22 protein-coding genes are annotated in these 19,597 nt (G+C 66.9%); 2 read left to right on the top strand and 20 right to left on the bottom strand.

Annotation, left to right across the window (positions count from 1 at the left end; genetic code table 11):
- Positions 1-264: 264 nt before the first annotated feature.
- From WS61_RS07170 to rfbB, 6 genes are all read right to left on the bottom strand, one after another.
- A complete protein-coding gene (locus tag WS61_RS07170) occupies positions 265-552 on the bottom strand; it encodes a hypothetical protein (protein ID WP_059499833.1) in 288 nt (95 codons plus the stop codon).
- A complete protein-coding gene (locus WS61_RS34750; RefSeq protein ID WP_373557112.1) occupies positions 552-827 on the bottom strand; it encodes a hypothetical protein in 276 nt (91 codons plus the stop codon). The genes WS61_RS07170 and WS61_RS34750 overlap by 1 nt, the downstream gene beginning before the upstream one ends.
- Positions 828-985: 158 nt before the next feature.
- Positions 986-1,885, bottom strand: coding sequence for a dTDP-4-dehydrorhamnose reductase (rfbD, locus tag WS61_RS07165; protein ID WP_059499832.1), 900 nt, complete (start codon positions 1,883-1,885; stop codon positions 986-988).
- Positions 1,878-2,429: a dTDP-4-dehydrorhamnose 3,5-epimerase gene (gene rfbC / locus WS61_RS07160; RefSeq protein ID WP_059499831.1), complete on the bottom strand. Its 552-nt coding sequence runs from the start codon at positions 2,427-2,429 to the stop codon at positions 1,878-1,880. The genes rfbD and rfbC overlap by 8 nt, the downstream gene beginning before the upstream one ends.
- Positions 2,414-3,307: a glucose-1-phosphate thymidylyltransferase RfbA gene (gene rfbA / locus WS61_RS07155; RefSeq protein ID WP_059499830.1), complete on the bottom strand. Its 894-nt coding sequence runs from the start codon at positions 3,305-3,307 to the stop codon at positions 2,414-2,416. The genes rfbC and rfbA overlap by 16 nt, the downstream gene beginning before the upstream one ends.
- Positions 3,308-3,318: 11 nt before the next feature.
- Positions 3,319-4,380, bottom strand: coding sequence for a dTDP-glucose 4,6-dehydratase (rfbB, locus tag WS61_RS07150; RefSeq protein ID WP_059500002.1), 1,062 nt, complete (start codon positions 4,378-4,380; stop codon positions 3,319-3,321).
- 342 nt (positions 4,381-4,722) lie between these two features.
- On the opposite strand from rfbB, the gene WS61_RS07145 reads away from it, so the two are divergent.
- Positions 4,723-5,562 carry a symmetrical bis(5'-nucleosyl)-tetraphosphatase gene (locus tag WS61_RS07145; protein ID WP_059499829.1) on the top strand — a complete coding sequence of 280 codons (840 nt, stop codon included), beginning with the start codon at positions 4,723-4,725 and terminating at the stop codon, positions 5,560-5,562.
- Between the two features lie 32 nt (positions 5,563-5,594).
- Here the strand turns inward: WS61_RS07145 and WS61_RS07140 are convergent, their stop codons facing one another.
- The 8 genes from WS61_RS07140 to WS61_RS07105 all read right to left on the bottom strand — a co-directional run bounded on the left by WS61_RS07140 (position 5,595) and on the right by WS61_RS07105 (position 12,198).
- Complete coding sequence (locus WS61_RS07140; RefSeq protein WP_059499828.1) at positions 5,595-6,452, bottom strand: 1-acyl-sn-glycerol-3-phosphate acyltransferase; 858 nt, start codon at positions 6,450-6,452, stop codon at positions 5,595-5,597.
- Between the two features lie 19 nt (positions 6,453-6,471).
- Positions 6,472-7,749 (bottom strand): dihydroorotase, encoded by a 1,278-nt coding sequence (locus WS61_RS07135; RefSeq protein WP_059499827.1) that lies wholly within the window; start codon positions 7,747-7,749, stop codon positions 6,472-6,474.
- Between the two features lie 61 nt (positions 7,750-7,810).
- Positions 7,811-8,842, bottom strand: a complete 1,032-nt coding sequence (locus WS61_RS07130; RefSeq protein WP_059499826.1) for an aspartate carbamoyltransferase catalytic subunit — start codon at positions 8,840-8,842, stop codon at positions 7,811-7,813.
- 73 nt (positions 8,843-8,915) lie between these two features.
- On the bottom strand, positions 8,916-9,428 hold the full coding sequence (gene pyrR / locus WS61_RS07125) for a bifunctional pyr operon transcriptional regulator/uracil phosphoribosyltransferase PyrR (protein WP_059499825.1): 513 nt from the start codon (positions 9,426-9,428) through the stop codon (positions 8,916-8,918).
- A complete protein-coding gene (ruvX, locus tag WS61_RS07120) occupies positions 9,415-9,864 on the bottom strand; it encodes a Holliday junction resolvase RuvX (protein ID WP_059499824.1) in 450 nt (149 codons plus the stop codon). Before ruvX ends, pyrR begins: the two co-directional genes overlap by 14 nt.
- Entirely contained in the window at positions 9,861-10,439 is a 579-nt protein-coding gene (locus WS61_RS07115) for a YqgE/AlgH family protein (protein ID WP_006491354.1), read from the bottom strand. Before WS61_RS07115 ends, ruvX begins: the two co-directional genes overlap by 4 nt.
- Before the next feature lie 182 nt (positions 10,440-10,621).
- Positions 10,622-11,923 carry a hypothetical protein gene (locus tag WS61_RS07110; protein WP_059499823.1) on the bottom strand — a complete coding sequence of 434 codons (1,302 nt, stop codon included), beginning with the start codon at positions 11,921-11,923 and terminating at the stop codon, positions 10,622-10,624.
- A 104-nt stretch (positions 11,924-12,027) separates the two neighbouring features.
- Positions 12,028-12,198 carry a rubredoxin gene (locus WS61_RS07105; protein ID WP_004186709.1) on the bottom strand — a complete coding sequence of 57 codons (171 nt, stop codon included), beginning with the start codon at positions 12,196-12,198 and terminating at the stop codon, positions 12,028-12,030.
- Between the two features lie 254 nt (positions 12,199-12,452).
- Here WS61_RS07105 and WS61_RS07100 point away from each other — a divergent pair, with 254 nt between their 5' ends.
- On the top strand, positions 12,453-13,319 hold the full coding sequence (locus WS61_RS07100; RefSeq protein ID WP_012492910.1) for a hydroxymethylpyrimidine/phosphomethylpyrimidine kinase: 867 nt from the start codon (positions 12,453-12,455) through the stop codon (positions 13,317-13,319).
- A 187-nt stretch (positions 13,320-13,506) separates the two neighbouring features.
- On the opposite strand, the gene groL is transcribed toward WS61_RS07100, so the two are convergent.
- The 6 genes from groL to WS61_RS07070 form a co-directional block, all read right to left on the bottom strand.
- Positions 13,507-15,147: a chaperonin GroEL gene (gene groL / locus WS61_RS07095; protein ID WP_059499822.1), complete on the bottom strand. Its 1,641-nt coding sequence runs from the start codon at positions 15,145-15,147 to the stop codon at positions 13,507-13,509.
- Positions 15,148-15,192: 45 nt separating this feature from the next.
- Positions 15,193-15,486, bottom strand: a complete 294-nt coding sequence (gene groES, locus WS61_RS07090; protein ID WP_004186661.1) for a co-chaperone GroES — start codon at positions 15,484-15,486, stop codon at positions 15,193-15,195.
- Between the two features lie 402 nt (positions 15,487-15,888).
- On the bottom strand, positions 15,889-16,401 hold the full coding sequence (locus WS61_RS07085) for an SRPBCC family protein (protein ID WP_059499821.1): 513 nt from the start codon (positions 16,399-16,401) through the stop codon (positions 15,889-15,891).
- Between the two features lie 41 nt (positions 16,402-16,442).
- Positions 16,443-17,075 (bottom strand): hypothetical protein, encoded by a 633-nt coding sequence (locus WS61_RS07080; RefSeq protein WP_059499820.1) that lies wholly within the window; start codon positions 17,073-17,075, stop codon positions 16,443-16,445.
- Complete coding sequence (locus WS61_RS07075; RefSeq protein ID WP_059500001.1) at positions 17,072-17,491, bottom strand: hypothetical protein; 420 nt, start codon at positions 17,489-17,491, stop codon at positions 17,072-17,074. The genes WS61_RS07080 and WS61_RS07075 overlap by 4 nt, the downstream gene beginning before the upstream one ends.
- Before the next feature lie 384 nt (positions 17,492-17,875).
- A partial coding sequence (locus tag WS61_RS07070) for a beta strand repeat-containing protein (RefSeq protein ID WP_373557111.1) occupies positions 17,876-19,597 on the bottom strand: 1,722 nt, incomplete at its 5' end.

The following is a 19,597-nucleotide window of genomic DNA, read 5'->3' as shown; positions in this document are numbered from 1 at the left end:
TCGATATCGCCGAAGGCTCGGGAGGCGCCCGCGTCGAGCCAAGCGATCCCCTCCTGCACCAATGCCAATCGCAAAATGTGACGCCCCTCAACGGAGGGCGCTAACAACGCGCCAACAACAATGACCGAAACATATCGCCCATGCGGTCCTCGAACAACTGGCAGGCCCAAGCGTACAATTCCCGATCCAACACGGTCAGATCGTGAATGACTTCGAGCTCGTCCACAGACAACGCATCCACGCCCGATCGACTTGACGACGTATTCAGTTCGGGAACCGAAAAATTCGGAAAAAATCGCAGGTATGCGCAAGCAGACTCATCGAGTCGCACATCCGTTCGGTGATGCCGAAGAATGCAAAGGACTCGAGTCGCCTCTTGGCGAGATCAAGCAACGCACGGTCGTTTTTGCGGGTGGCAAACTCCTTGACGGCCGCATGCTCGTACTCGATCGGGTCACACGAGAGCTTTTCGTAATCGAAATCGGCAGCCAGAAATAGTGTTTGAGTATTGACGATGTCCCAATTCGTATCGGGATCCCGAACGAAATCCATCAGGGTCCAGCGCTCTTGTTCATCTGCTGATGGCGGTGCGCATTTGCATCCCGCTTTGCACGCAAGTACCACGAAACGGTACGCTGCACCAGATCTCTCAGAATCGTCAGATAGGTCAGATTTCGCCCAGTGTATTCGCCAAGGCCGTGCCAGAGATGCTCGCGAAAAAATCTGTATCGCCCCATGCCTTCCAGCGGCGACGCGAACAGTTCCGGCAGCAATTGCGCCGCGCAAATGTCTTCTGGATCGAACTGATCGTTCAGAAAGGAGGTCAATGAAGTCCCTCCAGTCTTCGGGATGTGGAGGAAATAAATTGGATGCGTCATTCAATCATGTGTGTTGCAAGTTGCACCAAGCGGCACCGTTCGTTGCACCCCGGCAAAAGCAACGGGCCGCCATTCGACCGATGCACTGACACTCCGCCTCGTTCCTGCTATTCACTCAGGCAAAGTCGGAGTGCGTCATCCCAGACTGGCATCCGCAAGCCGAATACATTGCGAAGCTTGTCCGGCGCCAGTCTCGAATTGGCCGGCCGCTTCGCCGGTGTCGGATAATCGCGCGATGCTATCGGCACGACCTTCGGCTCATGGCCCGCCAGCGCGGTGGCGAAGATCGCCTCAGCAAAACCGCACCACGAAGTCTCACCGACCGAGGTGACGTGATATATGCCAGAGCGGCGCGTCCACCAGTCGACATCCGCCGCCGCCGTGCCCTGAGCGACGATATGTGCCGTCGTAGCTGCAATCGTCTTCGCCCAAGTAGGCGCGCCGACCTGATCCGCCACGATCCGCAATTCCGGGCGCTCGGCGCTAAGCTTGAGCATCGTCAGCAGGAAATTCCGGCCGCGTCGGCCGTACACCCAGCTCGTGCGCAGAATCAGGTGCGCGCATCCTGTCGCCGCGATGGCCTGCTCGCCCTCGAGCTTGGTCAGCCCGTATACGTTCTGCGGGTTGGTCGCGTCCGTCTCGACATAGGCGCCCTCTTTGGTCCCGTCGAACACATAGTCGGTCGAGTAATGAACCAGCGCTGCGCCGAGGCGCGCCGCCTCCTCCGCAAAAACACGCGGCACGTCGGCATTCAGCCGACGCGCGACGTCGACGTCCGTCTCCGCCTTGTCGACGGCCGTGTACGCAGCCGGATTCACGATGATCGACGGCTTCAGCTCGCGTACGACGCTACGCACCCGATCGAGATCGGTCAGGTCGAGCATCGAACGGTCGCACGCCACCACGCGGCCGAGGCCTTGCAGCGAACGCAGCAGTTCGAACCCGACCTGGCCATTCACACCCGTCACGAGGATCGTCGGTTCAGGAGTCACACCCACCTCACGCATAAACTTCTGCTTCGCTCAAACGCTTGCCGGCCGCATCCTTCGCCGCCAGCAGCGGCTCGAAATCGATCGGCCATTCGATCCCGATCTCCGGATCGTTCCACACGATGCTGCGCTCGTGTTCCGGGAACCAGTAGTCAGTCGTCTTGTAGAGGAACTGCGCGGCCTCCGACAGCACGACGAACCCGTGTGCGAAACCGGGCGGCACCCACAGTTGGCGATGGTTGTCGTTCGACAGCACCACACCCACCCACTTGCCGAAGTTCGGCGAACCCTTGCGAATGTCGACGGCCACGTCGAACACTTCGCCTTCGACCACGCGAACGAGCTTGCCCTGCGCGTGCTGGATCTGATAGTGCAGACCGCGCAACACACCCTTCGACGAGCGCGAATGGTTGTCCTGCACGAATTCGATGCCGGGCGCGACCTGCTCGGCGAATTCCTTCCCGTTGAAGCTTTCGTAGAAGAATCCGCGCGCGTCGCCGAATACCTTCGGCTCGATGATCTTGACTTCGGGCAGCGCCGTTGCCGTTACTTGGATGGCCATGCGACTTGATCCGTAAGAATGTTCTTCAGGTACTGACCGTATGCGTTCTTCGCGAGTGGCTGGGCGAGCTTCAGCACCTGCTCCGCGTCGATCCAGTTGCGGCGATATGCGATTTCTTCTGGACATGCGACCACGAGACCCTGCCGCTTCTGCAGCGTCGCGATGAAACTGGCCGCCTCGATCAACGAATCGTGCGTGCCAGTATCGAGCCACGCATAGCCGCGCCCCATGATCTCGACATTCAGCGCGCCGCCATCGAGGTAGCGGGAGTTGACGTCGGTGATTTCCAGCTCGCCGCGCGGCGACGGCTTGATGTCGGCCGCGATGTCGCATACGCGGTTGTCGTAGAAATACAGGCCCGTCACCGCGTAGTTCGAACGCGGCTTGGCCGGCTTCTCCTCGATCGACAGCGCGCGGAACGACTTGTCGAATTCGACGACACCATAACGCTCCGGGTCGTGCACGTGATACGCAAACACGGTCGCGCCGCTTTCCTGCGCGTGCGCACGCTCGAGCTGCTTCGCGAGATCGTGCCCGTAGAAAATGTTGTCGCCGAGGATCAGCGCCGACGGATCGTTGCCGACGAACTCCTTGCCGATGATGAACGCCTGTGCGAGCCCGTCGGGCGACGGCTGCACCGCGTACTGGATGTTCATCCCCCACTGGCTGCCGTCGCCGAGCATCGACTCGAAGCGCGGCGTGTCCTGCGGCGTCGAGATGATCAGCACATCGCGAATACCCGCGATCATCAGCGTCGACAGCGGGTAGTAGATCATCGGCTTGTCGTACACCGGCAGGAGCTGCTTCGATACGACGTGCGTGATCGGATACAGCCGGGTACCGGAACCGCCGGCGAGAATGATGCCTTTACGTGCCATCGCTTCTCTCCTCAGGTGCGTTTCGCGTAGTTCGTCTCGACCCACTTGCGGTACTCGCCCGATGCGACCTCGTCCGCCCAGGCCTGGTTGTCGAGGTACCAGTCGACCGTCTTCGCCAGACCGGTCTCGAACGTTTCCGCCGGCTTCCAGCCGAGCTCGCGTTCGAGCTTGCGTGCATCGATCGCGTAGCGGCGATCGTGGCCCGGGCGGTCGGTCACATAGGTGATCTGGTCGCGGTACGACCCTGCTGCCTTCGGGCGCGCCTTGTCGAGCAGGTCGCACAGCGTATGCACGACTTCGAGGTTCTTCTTTTCGTTCCAGCCGCCGACGTTGTACGTCTCGCCCGGCACGCCGCGCGCGAGCACTTCGCGGATCGCGCTGCAGTGGTCGCCGACGTACAGCCAGTCGCGCACGTTCTGGCCGTCGCCATACACCGGCAGCGGCTTGCCCGCGAGCGCGTTCGCGATCATCAACGGGATCAGCTTTTCCGGGAACTGGTACGGGCCGTAGTTGTTCGAACAGTTCGTCGTCAGTACCGGCAGACCGTACGTATGGTGATACGCGCGCACCAGGTGGTCGGAGCCCGCCTTCGTCGCCGAATACGGGCTGTTCGGCGCGTACGGCGTCGTCTCCGAGAATTGCGGGTCGGTGGCCGACAGCGAACCGAACACCTCGTCGGTCGACACGTGCAGGAAGCGGAACGCGGCCTTGTCGGTTTCGTTCAGGCCATTCCAGTATTGCCGAGCGGCTTCCAGCAGCGTGAACGTACCCACGACGTTGGTCTGCACGAAATCGGCCGGGCCGTGGATCGAGCGGTCGACGTGGCTTTCGGCGGCGAAATGCAGCACCGCGCGCGGCTTGTGCTCGGCGAACAGCGCGTCGAGCGCGGTACGATCGCAAATGTCGACGCGTGCGAATACGTGCTTCGGATTGCCGTCCAGCGATTGCAGTGTACGGAGGTTGCCCGCGTAGGTCAGCTTGTCGACGTTGAGCACCGCTTCGTCGGAATCGCGCAGCCAATCGAGTACAAAGTTGGCACCGATAAACCCTGCGCCGCCCGTAACCAGAATCATGAGACTCCCTCTGTAGTAATGCGCGGCGAGCGCCATCAGGCGGTCGCCGCGTCAAAATTCGAAGCACTTGGCGATGGCCGCCACGTCAGACCGGGAATTTTAACCGGTCGACATGGCCTCCAAAGTCATGAAATGCTAATTTTGTTGGGGAAAGCGACAATTATAGGGAGCCGCCCCCAGCAAAAGCCATGCCGCTAACAACTTGATACAGCGCTTCGAACCCTTTCCAGGCGCGAAATTTATTGCCAGATTCCCGCGCTGTTGCGGAACAGAAATTGCACGGCGCCGCATTGACTGGATAATTTTTCCCGCGTTCTCGATACTCGCAAAGTCCGCCGCCCCATGACCCTCGCTCCCATCGCCATCGGCGACATCCAAGGCTGTCATTCCGCTTTCCAGTCGCTGCTGGCCAAGCTTTCAGCTCCCGCCGACACGCCGCTCTGGATCGCCGGCGACGTCGTCAACCGCGGCCCGGGCTCGCTCGCCGCCTTGCGCGCCATTGTCGAGCTCGGCCCGCGCGCGACGGTCGTTCTCGGCAACCACGACCTTCATTTGCTCGCCGTCTCGGCCGGCATCCGCACCGAACGCCCCGGCGACACCATCGGCGAGATCCTCGACGCGCCCGACGCCGACGCGCTGCTCGACTGGGTCCGCCACCGCCCGTTCGTGCATGTCGAAGACGGAAAACTGCTCGTGCATGCCGGCGTGCTACCGCAATGGGACACCACGCTCGCGCTCGAACTCGCCGACGAACTGCAGCACGCGCTGCGTGCCCCCGACTGGCGCGACACGTTGCAAGGCCTGTACGGCAACGAGCCAAACCGGTGGAGTCCGAACCTGAAGAAACGCGACCGGATGCGCGTCGCATTCAACGCGTTTACGCGCCTGCGCTTCTGCACCCCCGACGGCGTAATGGAGTTCAAGGCGAACGGCGGCTCCGACAGCGCGCCGCCCGGCTACCTGCCGTGGTTCGACGTGCCGGGGCGCCGCACCGAGGACGTGACGGTCGTGTTCGGGCACTGGGCCGCGCTCGGCCTGATGCTGCGCGACAACGTCGTCGCGCTCGATTCGGGTTGCGTATGGGGAAACCAGTTGTCGGCCGTGCGACTCACAGCCGATCCGGCGCAGCGCACGGTCACGCAGGTGCAGTGCGAAGCGTGCCGTTCGCCGGGCGGCGAGTGACGGCACGCTGATTCACGCGCCCCGGTGGCGCGTCAGCCCTCGCGCCCCGGCACGGGCGCGTCGGTCGTCGCATCGCCCGCAGCATCGGCGCCGAGCTCGGTCGCCGGATATGCATGCTTCTGCAGTTCGGCAAGCGACTCGGCCGTCGGCTTGCCGACCTTCTCCTGCAGCGTCGCCAGTGCGGCGGCGATCGCGTCGCGCGCCGCCGCGGACGTCGCCCGGCGGTCGCCGCCCGGCGCGATCGGTTCGCACACGTACAAGTGCGCGACGAGCGGGCCGCCACGCAGCACCATGTCGAGCGACTTGCCGAGCGACAGGTCGCCCGTGTACGCCGGCGCGACCGACTGCCGCCCGTGCGCGTCCTCATACATCAGACAGATCGGCTGCACCGCGCAGCCGGCCGATACCGCGGCCTGGAACAGGTTCGCATGGAACGGCAGCAGATCCTGGCCGTCGGAGGTCGTCCCTTCCGGAAAGACGCACATCACGCCGCCGTTGCGCAGGCGCTCGGCCATCTCGTGCATGATCCGCATCGCCTCGGTACGCTTCTCGCGCTGCAGGAACACGGTATCGAGCTTCTCGGCGAGCCAGCCGACGACCGGCCACTGCCGCACCTCGGCCTTCGACACGAACGGCGTCGGCCGCCACGCGTTGACCGCATAGATGTCGAGCCACGAGACGTGATTGCCCACGACGAGCGCGCTCGCGTCGAGCCGCGCGCCGTCGTTGTGGACGACGAGGCGCATCCCGCAGATCCGCAGCATCTTGAGCGACCAGCGGCGTATCAGCTCGGCGCGGCGCGCGGGCGTGACGTGCGAAAAGCGCAGCGCGACGATCGCCATGCCGCGCAACAGGTGAAAGACGAGACGCAGCTTGCGAATGGCGTTCATGGCGAAGGTCCGACGGGGTTCAGTGGCGCTCGAACGCGATCTGCCCGGCGACGAGCGTCGTGCGCACGATGGCCGGCAGTTCGTAGCCGAGGAACGGCGAGTTGTGGCCCTGGCTCTTCAGCGCACGCGGCTCGACGCGCCAGTGCGCGCGCGGGTCGAACACGCACAGGTCGGCCGCGCCGCCTTCGGCGAGGCGGCCCGCCGGCAGTTGCAGCACGTCGGCCGGCGCGGAGGTGATGCGGCGCAGCGCCTGCGCGAGCGGCGTGCGCGTCTCGTCCGCCCACTTCAGCGTCAGCGACAGCAGCAGCTCGAGCCCCGTCGCGCCCGGCGTCGCTTCGCCGAACGGCAGCAGCTTCTCGTCGTCGTCGACCGGCGTGTGGTCCGAGCAGATCGCGTCGATCGTGCCGTCGGCGAGCGCCACGCGGATCGCTTCGCGGTCGCGCTCGCTGCGCAGCGGCGGGTCGAGCCGGAACTGCGAATCGAAGTAACCGATGTCGACGTCGATCAGGTGGACGTGGTTCGCGCCGACGTCGCAGGTCACGGGCAGTCCTTCCGCCTTCGCCGCACGCACGAGCGCGAGGCCGGCCGCCGACGACAGCCGCGCGAGGTGCACGCGCGCGCCCGTCACGCGCATCAGTTCGAAAATGGTGTGCAGTGCGATCGTCTCGGCCGCGACCGGCACGCCGGAGAGCCCGAGCCGCGACGCGAGCGCACCGCTCGCGGCCACGCCGCCGCGGCCGATGAACGCGTCGAGCGGACGCAGCCACGTCGTGTAGCCGTAGGTGCTCGCGTATTGCAGTGCGCGAAGCAGCACCTGCGTGTCGCGCACCGGCACGTTGGCGTGCGTGAAGCCGACGCAGCCGGATTCCGTCAGCGCGACCATCTCGGTGATGACTTCGCCCTTGAGGCCGACCGTCAGCGCGCCGAGCGGATGCACGTTCGCCTGCCGCAGGTTGCGCGCGCGGAACTTGAGCATTTCGACGAGGCCCGGCTCGTCGAGCACGGGGTCGGTGTCCGGCGGGCACACGAGCGTCGTGACGCCGCCCGCGACGGCCGCGGCCATCTCGGACGCGAGTGTCGCCTTGTGCTCGTAGCCGGGCTCGCGCAGCCGCGCGCACAGGTCGACGAGGCCGGGCGCGACGATCAGGCCCGATGCGTCGATCGTCCTGTCCGCGTTGAAACCGGCCGGCGCGCTGCCTAGCGCGGCGATCTTGCCGTCCGCGACGAATACGTCGGCCTGTCCTTCGGTGCCGGCGACGGGGTCGATCAGCGTGCCGCCTTTGATATGAATCTTCATGCGCTGTCTGTGAATGCGTTGATTGCGTTGAATGCCTGGATCGGGATGCGCGAAAGCGCGCTCAGTCGCTGTTGCCGGCGACGATGCCCATCACCGCCATCCGCACGGCGATGCCGAACGTGACCTGGTTGAGGATCACCGACTGCGGACCGTCGGCGACCTGCGAATCGATCTCGACGCCGCGGTTCATCGGGCCCGGGTGCATCACGATCGCATCGGGCGCGGCGAGCGCGAGGCGCTCGGGCGTCAGGCCCCACGTCTTGAAGTACTCCTGCGCGGACGGCAGCAGCGCACCGCTCATCCGTTCGTTCTGCAGGCGCAGCATGATGATCACGTCGACGCCCTTCAGCCCCTCGTCGAGGTTGTGGAACACCTTCACGCCCATCTGCTCGAGCCCGCCCGGCAGCAGCGTGCGCGGGCCGATCGCGCGCACTTCCGGCACGCCGAGCGTGGTGAGCGCGTGGATGTCGGAGCGCGCGACGCGCGAATGCAGGATGTCGCCGACGATCGCCACGCGCAGCTTCGTGAAGTCGCGCTTGTAGTGACGGATCGTGTACATGTCGAGCAGGCCCTGCGTCGGGTGCGCGTGGCGGCCGTCGCCGGCGTTGATCACGTGCACGTGCGGCGCGCAGTGCTCGGCGATCAGGTACGGCGCGCCGCTCGACGCGTGGCGCACGACGAACAGGTCGGCATGCATCGCCGACAGGTTGTTGATCGTGTCGAGCAGCGATTCGCCCTTGCTGGTCGACGACGCATTGATGTTCAGGTTCAGCACGTCGGCCGACAGGCGCGTCGCGGCGATCTCGAAGGTCGTGCGCGTGCGCGTCGAGTTCTCGAAGAACAGGTTGAACACGGACTTGCCGCGCAGGAGCGGCACCTTCTTCACTTCGCGGTCCGTCACGCTGACGAACTGCTCGGCCGTATCGAGGATGTGATTGACGATCGAGCGCGGCAGGCCCTCGATCGACAGCAGGTGCTTCAGCTCGCCGTTTTTCGTGAGCTGCGGGTTGCCATTCAGGAACCCGTAGCGAAACCGGTCGGGGCTCGCGGCCGCTGCGGGATTGCCGGTGCGGCCAGTGGTGTCGGTGGTCATGGTGTGCGTGATTCCAACTATGCAAACGGGCCGCGGTGCAAACCAGCGGCCCGGGATACGGTTCGCGTGTCGTTCAGGTGCCGTGCGACTCGGCGTGCAGCGTGAACCGCGTATCGTCGCGCGCGAGCACGAGCGTCGCGTCGGCCGGCACGTCGAGCGTGCCGCCTACGAAGCGCGCGGCGACCGGCAACTCGCGGCCGCCGCGATCGGCGAGCACCGCGAGCTCGACCGCGGCCGGACGGCCGTAGTCGAACAGCTCGTTGAGCGCCGCGCGCACGGTGCGCCCGGTGTACAGCACGTCGTCGACGAGCACGATGCGCGCGCCGTCGACGTCGAACGGCAGCGACGTCGGGCTGGCCTGGCTGTGCAGCCCCTTCTTCGCGTAGTCGTCGCGGTGCAGCGCGACGTTGACGACGCCGAACGCCGGTGCGCCGAGATCGCGCGCGAGGCGCTCGGCGAGCCACGCGCCGCCGCTATGAATGCCGGCGAGCCGCGGGCCGCCCGGTTCGGCGAACGCCGTGCCGTACGCGGCGCGGATCTGGTCGAGCAGGACGCGGTAAAGCGCCTCGGCGTCAATGGTGCTCATGGTCGGACAATTGATCGAAATACTGTTGAAGGATGACGCGCGCGGCTTCGGCATCGAGCATGTCGGTGCGTGCGCGACCGCGCACGTCGCGCTCGCGCAGCCCGGCCTCGGCCTCGACCGACGAATAGCGCTCGTCGATCCACGTGACGGGTAGCCCGAAGCGGCCGTTCAACTGGTTGCCGAAGCGCTTCGCCTGCTGCGTCATGTCGTGCGGCGTGCCATCCGGATGCATCGGCAAGCCCACGACGAGCGCATCCGGCCGCCATTCGGCCAGCAGGTCGCCAACCGCCTTGAAGCGGTGTTCGCGGTTCAGGTTCTGGATCACGACGAGCGCACGGGCGGAGCGCGTCAGCCCGTTGCCGATCGCGACGCCGATCCGTTTCTCGCCGTAGTCGAACGCCAGGAGCGTCGCATCGCGCGCGCTCGCGCCGCTCATGCGTGCCCTGCCTCGCCGGACAGCATCGACGAGCTGACGCCGAGCAGGCCGAGGGCGGCTTCGAAGCGCTCTTCGGCCGGCGTATCGAACACGATGCGCGGGTCGGCGGCGACCGTCAGCCAGCCGTTGCGGGAAATTTCTTCCTCGAGCTGCCCGGCGCCCCAGCCTGCATGACCGAGCGTCAGCAGGAAGCGTTTCGGGCCGGTGCCCGTCGCGACCGCCTCGAGCACGTCCTTCGACGTCGTCATCTCGAGCCCGCCGTCGACGGACATCGACGAGTTGTAGCTCGCGCCCTCGACCGGCTCGTGCAGCACGAAGCCGCGCTCGGTCTGGACCGGGCCGCCGAAGTACACGGGAATGTGCAGCAGCGGCTCGATGTCGAGCTTCAGGTCGATGCGGTTGAACAGCGATTCGAGGTCGATGTCGGTAGGACGATTGATGACGAGGCCGAGCGCACCGCGCTCGCTGTGATCGCAAAGATAGACCACCGTCCCCGAGAACGTCGGATCGGCCATGTTGGGCATGGCGATCAGGAACTGGTTGGTGAGATTGATGCGATCGGAAGGCTTTGACATGGTTTGAATTTTAGCAAAGACGCCGCGACCTGACCGGGCCGCGATCAACAAGCAACGCCGCGCCGCGCTGGCAACGGCGCGCGCGGATCACACGGCACTCTAACACGCGCGCGGGCGCTGTCGGCAGCGTGTTGCAGGCCCATGCGACAAGGGCCGCCGCCGTGTGTCCGTCCCCTTGTTCGTCAGGTCCGGCCGAGCGCGGCGCCGAGCGCTTCGGACGCCGCCGTGAGGTCCGGCGGCGCGACGCCGGCCGCGATCTTCAGGAGCGCCGCACGCAGCATGTCGGACGCGTGGCGGTGCGCATCGAGGCCGCCGTCGGCGAGCGGCACGCCATGCGCCGCACGGCGCCACGCCAGACCAAGCGTGTCGGCCAGCAGCGCCGCGTGGCCGAGCCCCAGCGCGCATGCGGCCGTGCCGACCCGATAGGCCGCGCCGGACGCGTGCCACGCGGCGCCCGCGTCGGCGGTGGCCGGATCGGCCGCCAGGTCGGCCATCGATGCATCGGCGGTCTGCAGGAAATCCTCGTAGGCGTGCGCGTTGACGGTCACGACGCCGAGCGCGCGAGTGGGCGCGGCAGCGACCGCATCGTGCTCGGCCCGCGCGGCGTCGGCCTCCCACAATGCTTCGGATGCGGGCGTGCCGGCGACGTGCCAGTCGACCGTCAACCCGTAGTCGTGCAGCACGTCGACGAGCGCGACGTCCTCGGCCGCGGCGCCGAACAGCGCGAAATCGCGCCATAGCAGCGCCACCGTCTCGCGCACCAGTTCGGGCGGTGCGCCGCGCCGGCCCTGCGCGTGTTCGCCGAGCAGCAGGTTGGTTCGCGCGAGAAAGCGCTTCAGCTCGGGCGCGCCGCTTGCGCGCAGCGCGCGCACGCATGCGGCCGCGAGCCGCCAGAAATCGTACGGTGCGTCATCGGCGAGCGCGGCCAGCATCGCGTCGAGTTCGTCGAGCGCGGCCCCCGGCGCGCCGTGTTCGGCACGCAGCACGCCCAGCAGCGCCTGCTCATAGCGGGCGCGAAGCCGGGCCGCGAATGCATCGGGCAGCGCGCGCAGCGTGGCAGGCGGCACCGCGCGGCCGACCAGCGCGAGCGCATCGAGCGGCGCGCTCGCGCGCAGGTCGGCGGCGCTTTGCGCACGCAACGCACGGAAATGCTCGAAGAGAACGGGCGAGCACGCGAGCTCGCGCAGGTTGTGGCGCCCGACGGCCGCACGAAAATCGTGCAGCGCGGCCCGCCAGCCGGCCGAAGTCGGCTCGGTGCCGACGAGCGGCACGGCGGCCGACAGTTGCCCGGCGAAACGCGCGGCCGGCAGCCAGCCGGCTTCCGCCAGCACGGCCGCGGCCGCGGCAAGCGGAGCCGCGGCGTCGTCGCGCCGCTCGAATGCGTCGGCAGCCGCCGCCAGCCATGCTTCGGCCGCGCGCACGGCTCCGCCACGCGGGTTGGGCAATGCGTCAGGGTGGGGAACGTTCGCCGGATCGGACGTCATGGACACGCGCGCCTGTCATCGTCGAGTCGCTCGCGCGAATCGCGGCGCGCGAGCGCCGAATCCGTGCGAGGCCTGAGCGGAGTGTGCGTGGGCCAGCGGTCCGATCAGATCTGGACCATCTCGAAGTCTTCCTTGCGGGCGCCGCATTCGGGACACGTCCAGTTGATCGGGACGTCTTCCCAGCGCGTGCCCGGGGCAATGCCCTCTTCCGGCAGCCCGGCTTCTTCGTCGTAAATCCAGCCACAAATCAGGCACATCCAGCTCTTGTATTCCATCTTAAGCCGCGTCGGGGAAAGTCGGTAAATTCGGGAGCCATGATGGTACCGTGTCGGGGCCGGACTGCCTAGCAATCGCGCTGGAGGACGGCGACTACGTTGCGCTGCGCTAAAAAATCCGTCGTACCGGCCGGATTCCACCGCATAATGGCTGAAAGTGCGGCCTGCCGGGCAACACAGGGCCGAAAACGCCCCTCTCGCCTCGCGGTCCGCATCTCCGTCGCTTTTCCGTTTTTCTCTTGCCCCATTTTTACATGTCCAGCAACGCCCCTCCGATCGTCCTCACCTTCGGCCTGTCCGATCCCACCGGCGGCTCCGGCCTCCAAGCCGATCTGATGACCCTGGCGAGCATGGGCTGTCACGGCGTGTCCGTCCTGACCGGCTATACCGTGCGCGACTCGGCCGCCTGCGATGAAGTCACGGGCCTCGACCCCGACGTCGTCGCCGCGCAGGCGCGCATGCTGCTCGAAGACATGCCGGTTGCCGCGTTCAAGATCGGCGCGGCGACGCGCGCGGAAGTCGTGAGCGCGATCGCCGAAGTCGTCGCCGACTACGACGGCGTGCCGCTCGTGCTCGCGCCGGACTTCACGCTCGACGACGAACACGTGCTCGCCGCCGACGACCTGCGCGAATCGATCGCCGACCTGCTGGCGCCGCAAACCACCTTGCTCGTCGCTGACCACGCGACGCTGATCGCGCTCGCGCAGCCGGACGGCGATGCCGAGGCGCCGAACCTCGATGCGGCCGTGTCGCACCTGCTGTCGCAAGGTTGCGAATACATCCTGTCGTCGGAAACGGGCTCGCACCGGCTCGTCAATACGCTGTACGGCGAAGAAGGCCAGCTTCGCGAAGACATGTGGGATCGCTCGCCGCACCGGCTGATGGGCATCACCGATACGCTCGGCGCAGCTATCGCGGCGCTGCTCGCGAACGGGCAGGAGCCGCCGGAGGCCGTGCGCGAGGCGCAGGAATACCTGTACCAGGCCGTGCGCGACGCGTTCCGGCCCGGTATGGGCGCATACCTGCCCGACCGGTTCTTCTGGGCGCGCAGCAACGACGATTCGGACACACCGCCGGCCGTGAAGGCCGACCCGGCGCCGAGGACGTCGCACCGGCATTGAGTCGCGACGCGGCAGGCAGGTCCCGCCGCCGCACGCCGCGCCGCGCCTGGTGCGTGACAGATCCGGCCGCCTCGCGCACGCATCGAAAATTACGCGCGCATAAAAAAAGACCCGCATCGCTGCGGGTCTTTTCTTTTGGCTGGAACGCGCATCGCTGCGCGTTCCGGACACCATCGACCGAAGTCGATTACATGTCCATGCCCATGCCGCCCATGCCGCCCGGCATGCCGCCCGGCATCGGTGCGTCTTCCTTCGGCAGTTCTGCGACAGCTGCGTCCGTCGTCAGCAGCAGGCCTGCAACCGACGCTGCGTTCTGCAGTGCGGTGCGCGTGACCTTGGTCGGGTCGACGACGCCGGCTTCGACCATGTCGACGTACTCGCCCGTTGCTGCGTTGTAGCCGTAGTTGCCCTTGCCTGCAGCAACCGCCGCCACCACGACGCTGGCTTCTTCGCCGCCGTTCGTGACGATCTGGCGCAGCGGCTCTTCCATCGCGCGCAGCACGATCTTGATGCCGGCGTTCTGGTCGGCGTTCGCGCCGGTCAGGCCTGCGATCGCGGTGCGTGCGCGGATCAACGCGACGCCGCCGCCTGCCACGATGCCTTCTTCCACAGCTGCGCGGGTTGCGTGCAGTGCGTCTTCGACACGTGCCTTCTTTTCCTTCATTTCGACTTCGGTCGCAGCACCGACCTTGATCACTGCAACGCCGCCTGCCAGCTTGGCCACGCGCTCTTGCAGCTTTTCACGGTCGTAGTCCGACGTCGCTTCTTCGATTTGCGCGCGCACTTGCTTCACGCGTGCTTCGATGTTCGCCGCTTCGCCTGCGCCGTCGATGATCGTCGTGTTTTCCTTGCCCACTTCGATGCGCTTCGCCTGGCCCAGTTCTGCCAGCGTTGCCTTCTCGAGCGTCAGGCCGGTTTCTTCCGCGATGACCTGGCCGCCGGTCAGGATCGCGATGTCTTCCAGCATCGCCTTGCGACGATCGCCGAAGCCCGGCGCCTTGACCGCAACGGTCTTCAGGATGCCGCGGATGTTGTTGACGACCAGCGTGGCGAGCGCTTCGCCTTCGACGTCTTCTGCGATGATCAGCAGCGGACGGCCTGCCTTCGCGACTTGCTCGAGCACCGGCAGCAGGTCACGGATGTTCGACACCTTCTTGTCGTGCAGCAGCACGAACGGATTGTCGAGGACGGCGACTTGCTTGTCCGGGTTGTTGATGAAGTACGGCGACAGGTAGCCGCGGTCGAATTGCATGCCTTCGACGACGTCGAGCTCGTCGGCCAGCGACTTGCCGTCTTCGACGGTGATGACGCCTTCCTTGCCGACCTTGTCCATTGCTTCAGCGATGCGATCGCCGATCGACGAATCGCTGTTCGCCGAAATCGAGCCGACCTGTGCGATTTCCTTGTTGGTCGTGCACGGCTTGCTGATCTTCTTCAGCTCTTCGACAGCCGCTGCGACTGCCTTGTCGATGCCGCGCTTCAGGTCCATCGGGTTCATGCCCGATGCGACGTACTTCATGCCTTCGCGAACGATCGATTGCGCGAGGACGGTTGCCGTCGTCGTGCCGTCGCCTGCGTTGTCGCTGGTCTTGGAAGCGACTTCCTTGACCATTTGCGCGCCCATGTTCTGGAGCTTGTCCTTCAGCTCGATTTCCTTCGCGACCGACACACCGTCCTTGGTGACCGTCGGGCCGCCGAAGCTGCGCTCGAGCACGACGTTGCGGCCCTTCGGACCCAGCGTGACCTTGACTGCGTTGGCGAGAATGTTCACGCCTTCGACCATCTTCGAACGGGCGGAATCGCCGAATACGACGTCTTTAGCTGCCATCTTTAACTCCTTGAATTCTTGGGAATATGTACCGTCGGAGGACGCTTACTTGGCGTTGACAACGGCCATGATGTCTTCTTCGCGCATGACCAGCAGTTCCTGGCCATCGACCTTCACGGTCTGGCCTGCGTACTTGCCGAACAGGACACGATCGCCGACCTTCACGTCGAGCGCGATCGGCGCGCCCTTGTCGTCGCGCTTGCCCGGGCCGATGGCCAGGACTTCGCCCTGATCCGGCTTTTCAGCAGCGGCGTCGGGGATCACGATACCCGAGGCGGTCTTGGTTTCCTGATCCAGGCGCTTGACGATCACGCGATCGTGCAAAGGACGAAGGTTCATATTCACTCCTCTCTTGACTGAGATTGAAGAACGCTTAGGGAAACTGCCCGGCTCATCGCCCGGCAGAGAATTGTTAGCACTCTCGTGCAGCGAGTGCTAATTATATGGACGGGTTTTGACAAATTCAAGAAGGGAAACCGGGGGAATTTTCGGGGCGGCGAGGCGGCGGGAAAAATGCAGAAACACAACAAAACCCCTTTAAAAACAGCCACTTGAATACGACAACCGTCCCGATGGACGACCCCGTGCGATTCACCAACCTCATCCAGCCCCGATTGGACACCGGGTAAGCCCGGAGTTCCTGAGACCGGCGACATCGCCGCGAAAAAACCGTGTGGGCGCCGATTTCATCCGCCGCGCCACGTTCGTGCGCCTGCGTCGCCGGAGCAAGCGTCGCGCGCCTCACGCATCGGCACAGTCCCCGCCCGACAGCGGCCGGAAGGTCCGGCCGTCCGTCTCGACGGCCGCGCCCAGCCGCCGCGCGAGCCCCTTCGCGCCTTCGCGCATCACGACGTCGTGATTCCATCGGAACAGCGGCCGTGCGAGCGGCTCCAGCCAGTTCATCCAGCCGTGCGTGCGAATGTGCCAGTCGTAGCGCACGACGGTGCGCGCGCCGTCAGCGACGAACGACCAGCGTCCGTCGCCTTCGATCGCGCCGCTCGCACGGCCTTCGAGCACATGCGGCCGCTCGACGCGCCGCACGCGCATGTCGAAGGTCAGCCGGTACGGCAGCGCGCCCTTCCACGTGTACCGATGCAGCGCGCCGACGCCGCGTGCGTCGCCATGCTCGAGCTCGACGGTGCGCACGGCGCCCTTCCACCAGTCGGGCCAGCGATCGACCTGATAGATCGCATCCCAGACCGCCGCGAGCGGCGCATCCACCCGCCAGATCGTCGAAAACCGGTACTCCGCCATGCAGCCTCCGGCATGCGCGTCAGGAACGCGGATCGGCGCCGTCAGGGCGCGAAGAAACGTTCGGGAAACGCGACGTCGATCTCCACATCGTCGAGCGTCACGGTTTCGAGCGGCACGTCGTCGCCGTCCGCGTAGCTGACGACCTTCAGCGGAAAACCGTCCGCGGCGTCGAGCCACAGCCGGTAGCGATGCACGCCGTCGACCGCGTGCGCGGGCGCGCCCGTGACCAGCACGCGCAGCGCGGTCCGGCCGCCGACGGCCTCCTCGCCTTCGGTCACCGTCGCGCCGCCTTGCTGCAGCGCATGGACGTTGCGCAGCAGTTCGCCGACGTCCGAGCGGTCGACCCGGTGGCCGGTGCGATCGCGCACGAGCGGATTGGACGGCGACAGCGTCAGCGCGGGCGGTGCATGCGTGCCGAACGGCCGCAACCGCACCTTGCCGTCGCCGGGATCGTACGCGAGCACCGCGCCGCGATGCGGCGACACGAAATCCATCCGGACGAAGCCCGGTTTCAGGTATGCGTAGCGGATTTCGGTGTGCTCGCCGTCGCGCGCCGACGAGCGGATCGTCGCGCGGTACGAGCGGACGTGGTCGAAATGCGCCTGCGCGACGGTCACGGGATCGGCTGTCATGCTCGCTCCTATCAGGCTCGCGGCCAGCAACGCGGCGATCACGGCGCCGCCTCGACATCGAGCACGCCTTCCATCCCGCGCTCGCGATGGCTTCTGAAAAACAGCAGCCGGTGCGTGCAATAGTAGGCGAATCGCCCCGGCTGCAGCGGCGTGAAACGAAACGTCCTCGGCGTCGTGCCGAGCTCGGTGCGTACCGCGATGCCGGCCTGCGGCGCGTCGATTTCGAAGCTGTGCGGCACCACGCCGGGCTCGGCCGACACGGTCAGCTCGACCGGCACGTGCGCGCGCACGATCACGTGATCCGGCCGGAAGAAATAGCTGCCGCCGACGATCGCCACGCGCTGCACGCCATCGGCGTCGACCGGCACGCGCACGGGCGGGTCGCCGTCCGCTCGCGCAAGCATCGTGCCCGCGAGCAACGCTGCCAGCCCGAACCCCTTCATCATCGCCGTCTTCATCGCTTGCTCCCTGCGAGCGCCGCGCGTCATCCCTTCCATGCGTCGGTCGGGCCGCCCAGCGCACCGCATGCGTCGATCGCGAGCTCGCGCAGGCGCGTTCCATTCCGGTCTCCTTGGCGGCTGCCGCCGGACGGGATGATCGGTTGCGTCGCGATCATTATCCCGCCGGCCGGCCGTACCGGAACTCGGTATGTAAACGGACGGCGACGGCCGGTTATTCCATGGCACGCCGTGCCGCAACGCGGCGAGCGGCGGCGATCATTGATGCGAAGAAAGAAAACGGCAAGCCCGAAATGACAACGCGGCATGACATCGCTGTCATGCCGCGTTGCGCGATCGTTGCGCACGACGGCCGATGCGGCGCCGTCGTGCGGTTTCGGCCGGTTACCTCGGCAGTGCGCCGGTCAGCGACTGGAGCAGCGTCGTCACCGGTGCGAGCGGGTTGTTCGGCGAGCTGTTGCCGGAATGCGGCGTCACCGACAGGCTCGGCGCGGAGCCGAGCACCGTGCCAGCCGACGTGCCGACCGCATTGACGACCGTCGCCGTCGAGTTGGCACCCGTCGTCAGCAGCGAGCCGACCGCGCCCGCCGTGCCGCCGGCCGCATTCGCGCCCGAGCCGAGCAGACTGCCGCCTGCCGCTGCCGTCGAACCGGCCGCGCCCGACAGCGCGCCGGCCGCCTGGCCGAGCGCCGCCGGACCTGACGCGAGTGCGCCCGTCACCGAACCGAGCGCGCCAGTCAGCGCGCCGGCCGGGTTGCCGCCGCCGGTCAGGCCGCTCACCAGATTCGTGATCGGCGCGATCGGGTTGCCGCCGGCGGCGCCGGACAGCGTGCCGACCACCTGGTTCACGACGCCTTGCACCGGCGCCAGCGGGTTGGAACCGCCCAAGTTGCCGAGGGCGCCCGTCACCGAGTTCAGCGCGCCCGTCAGTGCGCCGGCCGGATTGCCGCTGCCGAGCGTACCGACGACCTGATTCACGACACCCTGCACCGGCGCCAGCGGGCTCGTGCCACCGAGTGCGCCGAGCGCGCCCGCCACCGAGCCGACCGCGTTGCCGAGGGCGCCCGTGGCCGTGCCGACCGCGTTGCTCAGCGTGCCGGCCGCGTTGCTGCCGCCGAGCGTACCGACCACTTGGTTCACGACGCCTTGCACCGGCGCCAGCGGGTTCGTCCCGCCGAGATTGCCGAGCGCGCCCGTCACCGAGCCGAGTGCGCCGGTCAGCGCGCCGGCCGGATTGCCGCCCGGCAGGGCGTTCTGCAGACCGCTGACGAGGTTCGTGATCGGCGTGATCGGGCTGCCGCCGCCTGCACCCGACAGCGTGCCGACGACCTGGTTCACGACGCCCTGCACCGGCGCCAGCGGGTTCGCGCCGCTGAGCGCGCCCGTCACCGAGTTCAGCGCGTTCGTCAGCGCACCGGCGGGATCGCCGTTGCCGAGCGTACCGGCGAGTTGCGTGACGGCGCCTTGCACCGGCGCCAGCGGGCCGCCTGCGCCACCGACGTTGCCGAGCGTGCCCGTGATCGTGTTGACCGCGTTGCTCAGTGCGCCGGCCGGGTTGCCGCTGCCGAGCGTGCCCGTGACCTGGTTCACGACGTTCTGGATCGGGGTGATCGGATTCGCGCCACCGCCGAGGTTGCCCAGGGCGCCGGTTACCGTGCCGAGTGCGCCGGTCAGAGCGCCTGCGGGGTTACCGCCGCCGATGCCGCCCAGTGCACCCGTCACCGTGCCCAGCGCGCCGGTCAATGCGCCTGCGGGATTGCCGCCGCCAACGCCGCCCAGCGCACCCGTTACCGTGCCGAGTGCACCGGTCAATGCGCCTGCGGGATTGCCGCCGCCAACGCCGCCCAAGGCGCCCGTTACCGTGCCGAGTGCGCCGGTCAGAGCGCCCGCCGGGTTGCCACCACCAACGCCGCCCAGTGCGCCCGTCACCGTGCCCAGCGCGCCGGTCAATGCGCCTGCGGGATTGCCGCCGCCAACGCCGCCCAAGGCGCCCGTTACCGTGCCGAGTGCGCCGGTCAGAGCGCCCGCCGGGTTGCCACCACCAACGCCGCCCAGTGCGCCCGTCACCGTGCCCAGCGCGCCGGTCAATGCGCCTGCGGGATTGCC

It is taken from the genome of Burkholderia sp. ABCPW 11 (genome assembly GCF_001523445.1).
In the GTDB taxonomy this organism is placed as follows: domain Bacteria; phylum Pseudomonadota; class Gammaproteobacteria; order Burkholderiales; family Burkholderiaceae; genus Burkholderia.
The sequence above is the reverse complement of the archived record's forward strand: the minus strand, read 5'-3'. Positions and strand labels throughout refer to the sequence as shown.